Below are 15,136 nucleotides of genomic sequence, written 5' to 3'. Positions count from 1 at the left end.
ACGTTGGTTGATGTGACTGGAGCAGATGTCATTATTCGGTCACCGGGAGTTTTTACATGGCGCTTACATTCGTGTTATAATGAAGTGGCAAAGATAAAGGAGGAGTGCCCTATGAATTTAAGTATTCGAGGTCAACAAATCGAGGTTACCGAAGCTTTGAAAGATTATGTCGACAAAAAGTTGAGTAGACTCGAGAAGTATTTCGATGCACCCCTTACCTCTGACGGTGCCGTTACACTGAGCACAACTAGAGGCTTGCATACAGTTGAGGTGACGATTCCTTTGAAGGGCTTTGTGCTCCGTGCTGAAGATGAGAGCGATGATATGTACGCATCCATTGACGCCGTTGTGGACAAGTTGGAACGTCAAATTCGCAAACACAAAACGAAAATTAACCGTAAATTCCGTCAGGAAGGTAGCCTGAAGACTCTCTTCGTAGAAGATCCGACAGGCACAGTGGCTACAGCCGAACTGGACACGGATACGGATGATGATTTGGAAGTTGTACGTACGAAACGTTTTATGTTAAAACCAATGGATGTGGAAGAGGCAATCCTCCAGATGAACATGGTTGGTCATAACTTCTTCGTATTTTCCAACATCGAGAATGAGGAAGTAAGCGTGGTCTACAAACGGAACGATGGCAAGTATGGCTTGATTGAGCAAGGTTAAGTATACTTACAGCATCGCTTCAATTGAATAGATAGCCCTTAGTATTGAATATAAGCAGGAGCCTATGCTTCCTGAATCGAACTTAACGAGAGCTTCCATCCTTCTAGGGATGGGGCTCTTTTGTGCGTAGCGAATGAATTGGAACATGGAAATAAAATGATGAAACTATTCGCTATATTGTTGCGTCTAATAGATTAGGAGTCAGCAGGAAATTTAAAATAAAAGTAGAATTATAAAAGTTAAAATGAATTTTGATATTAAATTCCATATTTCCCACAAATGATTGATTGATCCTTGCAACATCTCGGGAAATTAAACAGTCCATTTGCAACTTCCGATAACGACTATGATTTTTTGCACTAAAACTCGGTTTATACGGGGGATGAAGTTCTAAGAAGTCTGCTACGGCGTGTTGCGGCGACCCTTACAAACTGTTACAATTTATGCAAAGAGAATCATTGTCCTGATGAGGAATTGTCAACGAATGATCGCTAATCATAATCAATGACAGACACAGCACCATGAACATGATTCAATAGCTCGAATTCTGGCATGTATTCCATAAACCAGAGCCGGGTGAATACGATCAGCTTCATGAGTAACTGTGGCAAGCCTGGAGTTGATTCATCTCATATGTTTTTTTGTTTGTTACCTCCAGGGGGAAATGGATCAACAATCCATCCGATGGTGTCGTATGGCGGCAGCAGGGGGTCTATTCTGTTTTGCACGAAAGGGGTATACCATGTTAGGACTTGTCAAAAAGATCTTCGGAGACATGAACGAGCGTGATGTGAAACGTCTGATGAAGACGGTCGATGTGATCAATAAACTGGAACCACAATTTCAGGCATTGTCTGATGAGCAGTTGAAAGGCAAAACGGAGGAATTCCGTGCCCGGATTGAAAAGGGAGAAACGACGGATGAACTTCTTCCTGAAGCATTTGCAACCGTACGTGAGGCATCACGCCGCGTATTGGGCAAACGTCATTATGATGTACAAATGCTTGGCGGGATTGCGCTGCACGAAGGCCGTATTTCTGAGATGAAAACGGGTGAAGGTAAAACGCTGGTAGGAACACTGCCGGTATATTTGAATGCATTGATGTCCAAAGGTGTACACGTAGTCACAGTCAATGACTATTTGGCGCAACGGGATAGCCAGGAGATGGGACAAATCTATGAATTCCTGGGCATGACAGTTGGGGTTAACCTCAGCGGTATGGACCATGCACTGAAACAGCATGCGTATGCATGTGACATTACGTATGGTACGAACAATGAATTCGGGTTCGACTACCTTCGTGACAACATGGTGCTGTACAAAGAGCAAATGGTACAACGCCCATTGTTCTTCTGTATCATTGACGAAGTAGACTCGATCCTCGTCGATGAGGCACGTACACCATTGATCATTTCCGGACAAGCTCAGAAATCGACCGATCTGTACTATGCAGCGGACCGCTTTGTGAAACGTCTTGTGCCGGAAGAAGATTTCACGGTGGATATCAAAGTGAAATCCGTAGCGCTGACTGAGGGTGGCGTAGCCAAAGCGGAGAAAGCTTTTGGTATTGAGAACTTGTATGATCATGCCAACGTGACGTTGAACCACCACATTGTACAGGCGCTGAAAGCTAACGTGATTATGCGTCGTGATGTAGATTACGTCGTTACGGATGAAGAAGTCATGATCGTAGATGAGTTCACAGGCCGTCTGATGGCTGGTCGCCGTTACAGTGATGGATTGCACCAGGCGATCGAAGCGAAAGAAGGCATTGAGGTTCAGAACGAGAGCATGACGCTGGCAACAATCACATTCCAGAACTACTTCCGGATGTACCGCAAACTTGCGGGTATGACAGGTACAGCGAAAACGGAAGAAGAAGAGTTCAAGAAAATCTATGGACTTGAAGTTCTACAGATTCCAACAAACCGTCCTAACAAACGGAATGATATGGCGGATGTGGTGTACAAGAGCATTGATGGCAAGTTCAAAGCGGTTGTAGAAGAAATCGTGGAACGTCATAGCAAAAACCAACCGGTTCTGGTGGGTACGGTATCCATCGAGAACTCGGAGCGTCTATCGGACATGCTGAAACGTCGCGGCATCAGACACCAGGTCTTGAACGCGAAGTTCCATGCGGAAGAAGCTGAAATTATCTCTGGCGCGGGTCAAGCGGGTGCAGTAACGATTGCAACCAACATGGCCGGTCGGGGTACGGATATTATTTTGGGTGAAGGCGTGGCTGAAGTTGGCGGCCTTCATATCATCGGTACAGAGCGCCACGAATCACGCCGGATCGATAACCAGTTGCGTGGTCGTGCGGGACGTCAGGGTGACCCGGGTTCCACACAGTTTTACCTGTCGCTGGGCGATGAATTGATGAAACGTTTCGGTGCAGACAACGTGCTCAACATGATGGAACGTCTTGGTTTTGAAGAAGATCAACCGATCGAGAGCCGCATGATTACACGTGCTGTAGAATCTGCGCAGAAGCGGGTTGAAGGGAATAACTTTGACGTACGTAAAGTGGTACTCCAATATGATGATGTCATGAACCAACAACGTGAGATTATCTACAAACAGCGTCGTGAGGTATTGGAGTCTGAAAATATTAAACAAATCGTTATGGATATGATCAAACCTTCCATTGAACGCATCGTTGAAGCGCATTGCAGTGACGAGATTCCAGAGAACTGGGAGCTGCAAGAGGTTGCGGACTTCATGAACAGCAAGTTGCTGGATGAAGGTTCGATTACCAAAGATGATCTGTGGGGCAAAGAAGCCGAAGAGATCATTGAGCAACTGTTCGAGAAAGTACAGAACAAGTACAACGCCCGTGAAGAACGTATCGGTGAAGAGATGGTTCGTGAGTTCGAAAAAGTGGTTGTGCTTCGTGCGGTAGACAGCAAGTGGATGGATCACATTGATGCGATGGATCAATTGCGCCAAGGTATTCACCTCCGTGCATACGGTGGTACAGACCCACTTCGTGAGTACCAATTCGAAGGTTTCGAGATGTTCCATCAGATGATCGCTTCGATTCAGGAAGAAGTTGCGACGTATGTGATGAAAGCACAGATCGAAAGCAACCAGGAGCGTCAAGCCGTAGTGGACGAGAGTCAGATCTCGACAAGCGGTGAACCTGCTGAGAAACGTCCGGTGAAAGTTTCTGACCAAATCGGCCGTAATGATCCATGTCCGTGTGGCAGTGGCAAAAAGTTTAAACACTGTCATGGTCAAGAGTAGTTTTCGTTTCATTCCTTTTATCGCAGTACCCAATGTAAGATAGGTTAGTTTAATCTATATCGTTTCACTTATACGGCTCCTTGCAGCCGGGGGTTCAATAAGATAAAGTGGAGGATGCATATCCGATCATCGGTGCATATGAATAATCATATGATGCTGATTGAGGGGTGACGTGCCTGCTGGTAACAGTATGCGCAAGCCTCACGGTATATTGTATCCGAGACTTGATCTTGATTAGTGAACTTCCCGGATGCGGGGAGCTTATCTTAATGAAAAGAGGAATTGCACATGATCGATCCAAGCGTGAAGCAGGACCTGCGTGAAATAGGCAAGAAATTAACAAACCTTAGGGGGTCTCTTTGACTTAGATCTCAAGCAAGAGATGATTGAGAACTTTGAAGAGAAGATGTCAGCTCCAGACTTCTGGGATGACAATGAGAAAGCGCAAGCCGTCATTGCAGAGATGAACGCAGTGAAAGGTTCGGTAGATCAGTACGCGAAGTTGCAACAGGATTATGATGATGCATTGATGATGGCTGAGCTGGCTGATGAAGAAGGCGACGAAGAGCTCGCTACGGAGATTGGCAACAGTGTCGCTGCAATTGTAGGCAAACTGGAAGAGTTTGAATTACAACTTCTCCTGAACCAGCCGTATGACAAGATGAATGCGATTCTGGAGCTTCATCCAGGCGCTGGTGGTACCGAGTCGCAGGACTGGGGTCAGATGCTGCTCCGTATGTACACACGCTGGGCAGAGAAACGGGGCTTCAAGGTTGAGGTGCTGGATTATCTTCCGGGTGATGAAGCGGGGATCAAGAGTGTGACGTTGTCCATCAAAGGGCATAACGCATACGGTTATCTGAAAGCAGAGAAGGGGGTTCACCGTCTGGTGCGGATCTCTCCTTTTGACTCATCAGGCCGTAGACATACTTCCTTCGTATCCTGTGATGTGGTGCCGGAGATCGACGATACTATCGAGATCGACATTCGTACCGAAGACCTCAAGAGCGATACGTATCGTGCAAGCGGTGCGGGTGGACAGCATATTAACACTACCGATTCCGCTGTACGGATTACACATATACCGACCGGAGTGGTTGTGACCTGTCAGAACGAACGTTCACAGATCAAAAACCGTGAGCGAGCCATGACGATGCTCCGTTCGAAATTGTATGAGCGTAAAATCGAAGAGCAGAAAAAAGAACTGGACGAAATCCGAGGGGATCAGTCGGATATTTCGTGGGGAAGCCAGATTCGCTCCTATGTATTCCATCCCTATAGTATGGTAAAGGATCACCGTACAAGCGTAGAGACAGGTAATACAGGAGCGGTGATGGACGGCGACCTCGATGCATTCATCGACGGTTATTTGCGTAGCCAAATTAAAGTAGAAAACGATTAATTCAAGTTCCTGTATGGACCCGTGCGCTGAGGCGCATGCTGGTGTATACAGGGGCTTTTTTTTGAACAATTTTAAGAAATGTTAAGAAGATTATGGATACGTTATATAAAAGGAGCGCGCGACAACATGCAAGAGCAACAACATTCATATCCTCAACGCAAAAAGAGGTTAACCACATTTATTCCCCTGAATGGACCATGGCGGAATGTCATCGATACCCTGTTTATTATTGTGGGTTCGTTTTTGATTGCCGTAGCCTTTAATTTATTTTTATTGCCCAATCAAATCGCTTCAGGTGGTGTATCGGGTTTATCCATCCTCGGAGACGAGTGGCTCGGTTGGGAACCGGCATATACCCAATGGGCGATTAACATCCCGTTATTAATTGCAGGTTTCCTGTTGATTGGCAAACAATATGGTGTGCGTTCCATCCTTGGAAGCATTGTGTTGCCGCTCTTTGTATATTTGACGAGTCATTGGGAGATTCCGACGGCTAATCCGTTGCTCGGCTCTCTGTATGGGGGCATTGGTGTGGGGCTCGGGATTGGGATCGTGTACCGGGGCAGGGGCTCAACTGGGGGCATGAGTATTCTGGCTCGCATTGTGCAAAAATACAGTGGACTCAGTTACTCGCTATGTGTTGTCATCATGGATGCAACCGTCATTATTTTGGCAGCCTTTGTGCTGTCGCTGGAGCAGTCTCTGTATGCATTAATCGGGTTGTACGTTACGGGTAAAGTCATTGATGCCGTGGAGATGGGACTGGGATACTCGAAGGTGGCGTATATTATCTCTAACCAGACAGAACCGATTACCAAAGTCATTCTGGCTGATCTGGATCGTGGTCTGACCAAGCTGGAGGCGAAGGGTGGATATACGGATGACCAGCGAACTGTGCTGATGGTAGTCGTGGGACAAAATGAAGTGCCGAGACTGAAAGCGCTGATCCGGTCTGTGGACCCGGGAGCGTTTGTCATCATTAGTAATGCGCATGAGGTGCTTGGTGAAGGCTTTAAGCGCGGTGAGCATATTTAAGGTTTAAAAGCATGAGGTAGATATAAAAAAAGCAGATCCTCTCTTTACCCCGATTACGGAGAAGGGAGGTTCTGCTTTTATATTTTTTAGGATATAGGATCTAGACCAGGCAGGCTTTTCTATGTAAGCAAAACAACCAAACTAACTAAAATTTACACATCAACGGAGATGACAGAAAAAATCTGTAGAAGCGAAGCGGTCGCCTTTATCACCGGATTTTCCCCTTTGGTAAAGGGAATTAAAAAATCTGGGGATAACAGAGATTGGAAGATTATTCTGTCATCGTAGTGTCTGTGTAAATTATGTTCTGTTATTTATATAGGTTTCTGCCGAGTTTACAAGATTGGAGACAGCAGACGAGAAATAGCTTCTTTGAAACGTATCATAAAACTGCGATTTTGGTACTCTTCCAGCGATAACTCTCGTGATACATGCAGGTCGTGTTCGAACGTCTGTACAAGCGTCGTTGCAATGGCCTCATCATACATAAAGGCATTAACCTCAAAGTTCAACCGGAAACTACGGTAGTCGATATTGGCAGTTCCGACCGAAGCGACCAAACTATCAATAATCAGTGTTTTGGCATGGATAAACCCATTATCGTAGATAAATACTTTAGCCCCTACTTTTAGCAACTCCCCGATATAAGACAGCGTGGCCCAATACACAAAAGCATGATCCGGTTTATTGGGTATCATAATACGAACATCGATGCCTGACAGGCAGGCAAGGCGTATCGCTTCGAATACACTGGCATCCGGGATAAAATACGGGGTTTGAATGAGAATCGAATGTTTGGCACCGTTAATCATCTTCAGGTAACTGTTCTTGATGTGCTCGATCTCGGCGTCAGGGCCACTGGATACAATCTGCATGGCGGTCTGACCTGAACCCTCAATTTGAGGGAAATGAGAGGGAACATACGGCGTGTCATGTTGTTTGGAAGCTTCGTTCCAGTCGAGCAGGAAACGTGTTTGTAACGCATGCACCGCATTACCTCGAATACGAAGGTGGGTATCGCGCCAGTAGCCGAATTTCGAATTGAGTCCGAGATATTCATCCCCAACGTTGAATCCGCCAGTATAACCGAGATTACCATCGATGATAACGATTTTGCGGTGGTTACGGTAATTCATCCGTAGGTTGATCAGACTGAATTTGGATGGGAAAAAGACTTCCACAAGTCCACCCGCTTCACGCAGTTCTTTGAAAAATCGATTTCTTACCCGTCGCGAGCCCAGCGCGTCGTACAGCAGACGAACCTTCACGCCTTCACGCGCCTTACGGATCAGAGCGTCCCGAATTCGTTTGCCGAGGCTATCCCCACGATAAATGTAATATTGCACATGCACATGATCTTGTGCCGCCTCGATGTCATCGAGAAGCCGTTGGAACTTGTCTGTTCCATCGGTGATGATCTCAACGGCGTTATGCTCTGTCAGGAGTGCCCCATTTTGTTTGAGGTTCATATAAATCATGTCTTGGCTATTTTCTGTTGCCTTGTTGGAGAAAGGCGTGCGATTATCCTGCAGCTGGGCAAGCTGCGCCTCGATTCGTTCCTCCAAGCCAAGCTTCTTGCGCTCTTTCCATTGAAAGAGGCGATACCGAGTCAGATTCTGACCCGTCAATAGATAAAGGATGAACCCGAAGACCGGAATAAAGTTCAATACCAGCAGCCAAGCCCAGGAAGCACTGGCATCCTTGCGTTCAAAGAAAACGACTGCGGCAGCGAAGATAATATTCAGTCCCAGGAGCACAATAAGTAATATGGATTCGATATGCACTGTAGTCCCCCATGTCTCATAATGACCTTCGGAGTCCGGTTCAATGTGACCTTAAATAAAAAGGGTATGTGTATGAACAGGACTCTGTATGTAATGTTTCCTTCTACTATGTATTTTAACAGAAGAATCCTTGTTCGTCCCTAAGGTAAAAAGTTATCGTTCGGATTTGTTGGGAATCCGTGTAAAATTCATGATAGATGGTTGTATTTATATAACTAGAGTCGTATAATAATACACAAATATGCATAGAAGCGACGGAATTGTCTGCTCAAGCTTTGACAAAAACCTTGAGCAAGGCACAAGTAGCGCATACAACAGGATTGGGGGAGCGAGAGTGAATAACAAATTAAGAGTGGCAATCGTCGGTTCCACCGGCTACGGCGGGGTGGAACTGATTCGTTTTTTTCAGAATCATCCGCAAGTTGAAATTACATCGGTAATCTCTTCATCCAGCAGCGGGGAGTCCATCGCCGATGGGTTTCCGCATTTGACGGACGTGATTCGCAGGCCACTCGACGGTGTCGATCCGGCAGAGATCGCAAGTCGTGCAGATCTCGTATTCACCGCGACCCCGTCTGGCGTAAGCGCGAAGCTCGTACCGAGTCTGCTGGAAGCAGGACTGAAAGTGATCGACCTGTCGGGTGATTTCCGTTTGAAAGACGGATCGGTGTATGAGCAATGGTATAAACACCCTGCACCGTCAGCAGAATTGCTGGAGAAGGCCGTATACGGTATGGCTGAGGTGTATGGAGATGAAGTGAAAGGTAAGGATTTTATATCCAATCCTGGCTGTTATCCAACAGCTACGTTGCTGGGTCTGATTCCTGCGGTGGAAGCGGGATGGATTGATCCATCGACCATCATTATTGATGCGAAATCAGGTGTATCGGGTGCAGGGCGCGGAACGAGTCTGACCAACCATTATGCAGAAATGAATGAAAATTTTAAAGCGTACAAATTGAATAAACATCAGCATATCCCTGAGATCGAGCAAGTGCTCGGCAATATCACCGGAAGCCCGGTGACGGTAACTTTTACAACACAGCTCGTGCCGATGACACGCGGCATTATGAGTACGATGTATGCAAAGCTGACGGGTGAGCATAGTGATCAGGAGATTGTGGACTTATATCGTAAATACTATGAAAACAGATCTTTTGTACGTGTACGTGAACCGGGTATTTGGCCTTCGACAAAAGAAGTGTCTGGATCGAACTATTGTGATATCGGATTTTCGGTAGACCCGCGCACAGGACGTTTGACGATCATTTCGGTGATCGACAACTTGGTGAAGGGTGCATCCGGGCAAGCGATTCAAAATATGAACCTGATGATGGGATGGGAGGAAAACCTCGGGCTGAACATGACACCAGTATATCCATAACATGTGGCTTGTGAACATCGCAGGGGGAGCGCGCGAAGAAGCGGTGTTTCATCTAAAAGTCATAAGGCATGGGTATCAGTTGGGGGAGTTTCAGTTGAAGCAGGCGGTTCATCAGCATATGGCTGAACGCATACGGGGGATATGATATGGGAGCAAAAGTGGAGCATCAAACTTTTACCGTAGTTGAAAATGGAACCATTGTTACACCAGGCGGATTCTCGGCAGGAGGACTACACTGTGGTCTGAAAAAAACATCACGCAACGACATCGGAGCGATTCGATGTGATATCCCTGCGACAGCTGCAGCGGTTTACACGACGAACGTGTTTCAGGCTGCTCCGCTCAAAGTCACTCGGGAAAGTCTGAGCAACGGACGGTTGCAAGCAGTGATTGTAAATAGCGGTAATGCCAATGCATGTACAGGGCAGCAGGGTGAAGAGGATGCGTATGCGATGCGTGCGGCAGCGGCTCGTGAACTGGGCGTGGCTGAAGAGGACGTAGCTGTGGCTTCCACAGGTGTCATCGGTGAATTGCTGAAGATGGATGCGGTACATTCGGGCATCAAGGCGCTTCCAGAGCAGCTGGGCAAGGAAACGAACGAAGCAGAACAATTTTCACAAGCGATTCTGACTACCGATTTGGTGAAAAAGGAAGCTTGCGTCTCCGTCGTAGTTGGCGGCAAGACGGTAACAATTGCGGGAGCGGCCAAAGGCTCGGGGATGATCCATCCGAATATGGCGACCATGCTGGCATTTATGACCTCGGACGCGGTCATCGGCGCAGAAGCGTTGCAGCGTCTGCTACGCCAGGCGACGAACCATACATTTAACATGATTACCGTAGACGGTGATACCAGCACAAACGATATGCTCGTAGCAATGTCTAGCGGTTATGCAGGTAATGAAGAACTGACGATGGATCACCCGGATTGGGAGGCCTTTGCTGCCGGGTTCACATATGTTTGCCAAGTGCTTGCCAAAGCGATTGCCCGTGATGGTGAAGGAGCAACCAAGCTGGTGGAAGTGGAAGTGACGGGTGCGGTTAGCGATGAATCTGCACAAGCCATTGCCAAAACGGTAATCGGCTCAAGCTTGGTGAAATCCGCGATGTTTGGGGCTGACGCAAACTGGGGCCGGATTATTGCTGCTGTAGGCCGTGCAGGCCAACCCGTAAACCCGGATACGGTAGATATCCGTCTCGGAGACATTTCTGTGCTCGCACAGTCTCGTCCTGTTGTGTTTGATGAAGAAGCGGCGCTGGCATACTTGCAGACCGATACAGTGCGTATTGTAGTGGACCTGCATCACGGTGAAGGCAACGCTGTAGCGTGGGGATGCGACCTGACATATGACTATGTGCGAATTAATGCAGCATATCGCACGTAAGTAGAAGTTTTGTTATAGATATGATTGTCTTAATTCATGCTCGAGCTCATTGATGTGAGTCCCGTCATAAAATCATATTTACCTGAACATTTGTTAAAGTATCTGAACGTTATTAAAGGTACTGAACTTGCAGCTTCATCTCTTAGAAAGCTGCGTACCATCATAGATGTAAAAATGTTTATAAGGATTAAACTTTTAAATATAAAAAATAAACGAATATAGTGGAAGAGGCGGAATCGATTCTGTAGAAGCGTAGCGTTCGCATTTGTCTCCGGGTTTTCCCTTTGGAAAAGGGGAATCAGAAAAACCTGGAGACAAGGGTGATCGAAAGAACGATCCGAATCTGGAACGGCCAGCGTTTAGCTATATCTTTTATATAGGTGTTAATCCTTTATAACCCCATAAGAAAGGAGTCTTGCCCGTGAATTCAACCATGCCAAACGGCAGTACTGCAACGGAAGCAGGTACGGAAAAACAAATGTTTGTGATGAAATGTGGAGGCAGTACGCTGGCTGCATTGCCAGAGTCTTTCTTTGCAGATCTGCGTGATTTGCAGTCCTCGGGAAACGGCCCGGTCATCGTTCATGGCGGCGGCCCGGCAATCTCTGATAACCTGGCGAAGCTTGGGATCGAAACCGAATTTGTAAATGGTTTGCGTAAGACCACTGAGCCTGTATTGGACGTTGTAGAAATGGTGCTGGCAGGTAGCATTAACAAACAGATCGTCCGTCTGATCCAGCGTGTAGGCGGTCAGGCTTTGGGTGTATCTGGTGTCGATGGCGGTCTCATTCAAGCGAAACCGGTAGCAAACCATGCCGAAATCGGCTGGGTTGGTGATGTAACAAGCGTCAAAGCAGAGATTATTCAAGGCATCGTAAATATGGGTTATATGCCTGTTATTGCACCTGTGGGTGTGGATGCGAGCGGACAGCGATACAACATTAATGCCGATACGGCTGCTGGAGCGGTAGCGTCTCATCTAGGCGTAAGTCGAATGATCGTCGTGACAGACGTACCAGGCATTATGAAGACGATTGGTGGCGAGAAAAAAGTACTGCCATCCGTATCCGTTCAAGAGATCGAGGATATGATTCAAACCGGCGAAATCTACGGCGGCATGATCCCGAAGGTACGCGCAGCAATTGCGTGTATCCACGGCGAGGTGCGCGAAGTTATTATCGTGGACGGTAGCGAACCCCAGATCCTGAGCCGTGTGCTTGGCGGCGAGACGATCGGTACACGAATTATCCGAATGCAGTAGATGTAATACGAAATTCAGACTTTAGGGTTTTATTTATATAAAAAAGAATTTGTACACGGTGTTTTTATGAGAAGTTGAATTTACACGTCAACGAAGAGGATAGAGAAACTTGAGGAGCGAAGCACTCTTTTATCACCGGATTTTTTTCTATATGTCATTGTCGAACAATATGTTACACAGAAACGGAGAAGACAGAAAAAACCTGAAAAAGCGAAGCGGTCGCCTTTATCACCGGATTTTCCCTTTGAGAAAAGGGAATCCAAAAAATCTGGGGATAACAGCGATTGGAAGGTTATTCTGTCTTCGTAGTGGTCGGTGTAAACCATCTTCAGTTCGATTTTGATGATCGAAAAATCAGGGTATAACAGTGATTCGAAAGGTTGTTCTGTCATCGGAGTGACCCCTGTGTAAATAAAGGTTTTCTCATAATGGATCGCAGTGTACAAATCGACAAGGAGTGATATGGTCATGGCAAAAGGCAACGAACAGCCAGGTTCTGGCACAGCCGTAGCAGGAGTAGCAGCAACAGGTGCAACGGCACCGACGGAAAGCTCACTTTTTCAAACGTATGCAAGATATCCGATCAGCTTGGTCAAAGGTAAAGGCAGCTGGTTATGGGACGATCAGGGGAACCGCTATCTCGATTTCATGTGCGGACTTGCTGTGACGAGCCTGGGCCATGCACCGGAGAAAGTCGGAGCGAAGTTGAAAGCTCAGATCGATGAGCTGTGGCACGTATCTAACTTGTTCCAGATTCCAGGACAGGAAAAGGCAGCAGCCTTGCTGACAGCCAACACCTGCGCTGACGCGGTCTTTTTCTGCAACAGCGGCGCTGAAGCGAACGAAGCGGCGATCAAAGTGGCACGTCGTTATCAGCAGAAGGTGAAGGGTAAAGATCGGTACGAAGTGATTACCTTTGCTCAATCGTTCCATGGACGGACATTGGCAACACTGACGGCAACCGGGCAGGATAAGGTGAAAGAAGGATTTTTGCCACTGCCAGCTGGATTTGTAACTGTGCCTTTGCATGATATTTCTGCACTTGAAGCGGCGATTGGACCGAAGACCGCAGCGATTATGCTGGAGATGGTTCAGGCCGAGGGTGGAGTATATCCGGTGGAGCCGGAATTTGTGAAACATGTGCGTAAACTGTGTGACGAACACGGCTTGCTCATGATCGTGGACGAAGTGCAAACAGGTATGGGACGTACAGGCAAGTTGTTTGCTCACGAGCATTATGGTGTTGAACCAGACGTATTCACCGTTGCAAAGGGCATTGGTAGTGGATTCCCTGTTGGCGCAATGTTGGGGAAAGGCTTCCTGCGTGATGCATTTACACCGGGTAGCCATGCAACGACGTTTGGTGGCACACCGCTTGCTTCCTCCGTTGTTATTGCGACGATTGAGACGATGCTGGAAGATCGTTTGCCAGAGCGTGCAGCCGAGATGGGCGACTATTTGATGACGTCCTTGCGCAATCGTTTGGCGGGCAACTCATTCGTGAAAGAAGTGCGCGGTATGGGTTTGCTGGTCGGCATTGAGTGCGCAGAGCCGATCGGTGATATCGTACTCGCAGGACAGAAACGCGGCATTTTGTTTGTCTCGGCTGGGCCAAATGTGATTCGTTTGCTTCCTAACCTGTATGTAAGTAAAGAAGAAATCGACGAGGCTGTGTCCCTGGTGGCGACGTTGATTGAGGAGCATGTAGCGGCGAAAGCTTGATCCCTTGATGATAAAATAATGTACTGAACCGGGGCCATCACGGCCCCCGGCGCAGATTAAAGCGAAAGAATCCCTGTAGCCGCATGGTGCTCAAGCGCAGAAGTAGCAGAGGCTGACGATCCATCCGCGGTATAGATTGAATGGGAATTTGCTCTACCTAAGCTGATATGGAGAGGGTTAATTCAGCCGGGCAAGTCAGCAAAGAATGTAAAACTTCTGCCCGTGCGGGTGCAGGGAACCGGAAATGAGGAGGAACCAATAATGGCAGTACAGCACACAGACAAGGTCCAGAAAATTGATTTGAGAGGCCGGGATTTCATCGAATTCACGGACTATACGGCAGAGGAAATTCGTTACCTGCTTGATCTCGCGATTGAGATTAAAGGCAAGCAAAAAAGCGGTGTACCGTTCCAGCCCCTGAAGGGCAAAACGATCGGACTTATTTTTGAAAAATCATCGACACGTACTCGTGTATCCTTTGAAGTGGGTATGTTCCAGTTGGGTGGACATGCGCTTTTCCTGAGCAAAAACGACATTCAGCTGGGACGCGGCGAAACGACGCATGATACGGCTAAGGTACTGTCTCGTTATCTTGACGGCATCATGATCCGTACGTTTGGACACCATAATGTGATTGAACTGGCAGAACATGCCGATGTTCCGGTGATTAACGGCCTGAGCGATGCAGCGCATCCATGTCAGGTACTGGCGGATTTTCAAACGGTGCTGGAGCATAAAGGCAAACTGGCGGGTCTGAAAATGGCTTATGTCGGCGATGGCAACAACATGGCACACTCTCTGATGCTGGGCGCAGCGAAAATGGGGATGCATGTTGCAGTAGCCACACCGGAAGGGTATGAGCCGGACAGCACGGTGGTCGAGCAAGCTCGTGCGATTGCACAGGAGAGTGGCTCCGAAGTAGTCGTAACCTACAGTGCGCAGGAAGCCGTGAAAGATGCCGATATTGTGTATACGGATGTATGGGCGAGCATGGGCTTTGAAGAAGAGCAAAAGATTCGTGAGCAGGCGTTTGCGGCGTATCAGGTCGATGAGGAATTGATGAAAGGTGCGAAGCCGGACTACATGTTCCTGCACTGCTTGCCAGCACACCGCGGTGAAGAAGTGAGCGCAGGTGTCATTGACGGCCCGAACTCGCTGATCTTTGATCAGGCAGAGAACCGTCTGCATGCACAAAAAGCACTGATGGCCGCTTTGATGAGCGAATAGTCGCGATTTGCGGCGAT

Annotated in this window: 12 protein-coding genes; 10 read left to right on the top strand and 2 right to left on the bottom strand. The window is 47.5% G+C overall.

The genetic code is table 11. The features are described from left to right. Positions 1–111: 111 nt before the first annotated feature. The 4 genes from hpf to H7T88_RS22740 all read left to right on the top strand — a co-directional run bounded on the left by hpf (position 112) and on the right by H7T88_RS22740 (position 6,356). Positions 112–672, top strand: a complete 561-nt coding sequence (hpf, locus tag H7T88_RS22755) for a ribosome hibernation-promoting factor, HPF/YfiA family (RefSeq protein ID WP_090922954.1) — start codon at positions 112–114, stop codon at positions 670–672. 742 nt (positions 673–1,414) lie between these two features. Further along, positions 1,415–3,919 carry a preprotein translocase subunit SecA gene (gene secA / locus H7T88_RS22750; protein ID WP_145414176.1) on the top strand — a complete coding sequence of 835 codons (2,505 nt, stop codon included), beginning with the start codon at positions 1,415–1,417 and terminating at the stop codon, positions 3,917–3,919. A gap of 288 nt (positions 3,920–4,207) precedes the next feature. Beyond that, positions 4,208–5,321 (top strand): peptide chain release factor 2 gene (prfB, locus tag H7T88_RS22745; RefSeq protein ID WP_221790469.1). Its coding sequence is split into 2 segments (ribosomal slippage): positions 4,208–4,279 and positions 4,281–5,321, totalling 1,113 coding nucleotides; the frame shifts between segments, so codons are not numbered across the junction. Between the two features lie 126 nt (positions 5,322–5,447). Further along, positions 5,448–6,356 carry a YitT family protein gene (locus tag H7T88_RS22740; RefSeq protein WP_090922958.1) on the top strand — a complete coding sequence of 303 codons (909 nt, stop codon included), beginning with the start codon at positions 5,448–5,450 and terminating at the stop codon, positions 6,354–6,356. Between the two features lie 335 nt (positions 6,357–6,691). Here H7T88_RS22740 and cls read toward each other — a convergent pair whose 3' ends face one another. Beyond that, positions 6,692–8,140, bottom strand: a complete 1,449-nt coding sequence (gene cls / locus H7T88_RS22735) for a cardiolipin synthase (RefSeq protein ID WP_090922960.1) — start codon at positions 8,138–8,140, stop codon at positions 6,692–6,694. Positions 8,141–8,474: 334 nt separating this feature from the next. Between cls and argC the strand changes: the two genes are divergently transcribed. The 4 genes from argC to argB all read left to right on the top strand — a co-directional run bounded on the left by argC (position 8,475) and on the right by argB (position 12,170). Continuing rightward, complete coding sequence (argC, locus tag H7T88_RS22730; RefSeq protein WP_221790467.1) at positions 8,475–9,524, top strand: N-acetyl-gamma-glutamyl-phosphate reductase; 1,050 nt, start codon at positions 8,475–8,477, stop codon at positions 9,522–9,524. A gap of 1 nt (position 9,525) precedes the next feature. Continuing rightward, positions 9,526–9,669: a hypothetical protein gene (locus H7T88_RS22725; protein WP_186812344.1), complete on the top strand. Its 144-nt coding sequence runs from the start codon at positions 9,526–9,528 to the stop codon at positions 9,667–9,669. A 1-nt stretch (position 9,670) separates the two neighbouring features. Continuing rightward, entirely contained in the window at positions 9,671–10,909 is a 1,239-nt protein-coding gene (argJ, locus tag H7T88_RS22720) for a bifunctional glutamate N-acetyltransferase/amino-acid acetyltransferase ArgJ (protein WP_221790464.1), read from the top strand. A gap of 433 nt (positions 10,910–11,342) precedes the next feature. Further along, positions 11,343–12,170 (top strand): acetylglutamate kinase, encoded by an 828-nt coding sequence (gene argB / locus H7T88_RS22715; RefSeq protein ID WP_154959472.1) that lies wholly within the window; start codon positions 11,343–11,345, stop codon positions 12,168–12,170. A gap of 80 nt (positions 12,171–12,250) precedes the next feature. On the opposite strand, the gene H7T88_RS22710 is transcribed toward argB, so the two are convergent. Next, on the bottom strand, positions 12,251–12,562 hold the full coding sequence (locus tag H7T88_RS22710; protein WP_221790462.1) for a hypothetical protein: 312 nt from the start codon (positions 12,560–12,562) through the stop codon (positions 12,251–12,253). A gap of 76 nt (positions 12,563–12,638) precedes the next feature. Here H7T88_RS22710 and H7T88_RS22705 point away from each other — a divergent pair, with 76 nt between their 5' ends. Together H7T88_RS22705 and argF are read left to right on the top strand one after the other, a co-directional pair. Further along, complete coding sequence (locus H7T88_RS22705; protein ID WP_221790460.1) at positions 12,639–13,892, top strand: aspartate aminotransferase family protein; 1,254 nt, start codon at positions 12,639–12,641, stop codon at positions 13,890–13,892. 261 nt (positions 13,893–14,153) lie between these two features. Beyond that, positions 14,154–15,119 (top strand): ornithine carbamoyltransferase, encoded by a 966-nt coding sequence (gene argF / locus H7T88_RS22700; protein WP_090922966.1) that lies wholly within the window; start codon positions 14,154–14,156, stop codon positions 15,117–15,119. The last annotated feature ends 17 nt before the right edge of the window (positions 15,120–15,136 follow it).

Origin of the sequence: Paenibacillus cucumis (ex Kampfer et al. 2016) (assembly GCF_019748695.1) — a bacterium.
Taxonomy (GTDB): domain Bacteria; phylum Bacillota; class Bacilli; order Paenibacillales; family Paenibacillaceae; genus Paenibacillus; species Paenibacillus polysaccharolyticus.
Note: the sequence above shows the minus strand (reverse complement) of the source record. Positions and strands in the feature narration are given on the sequence as shown.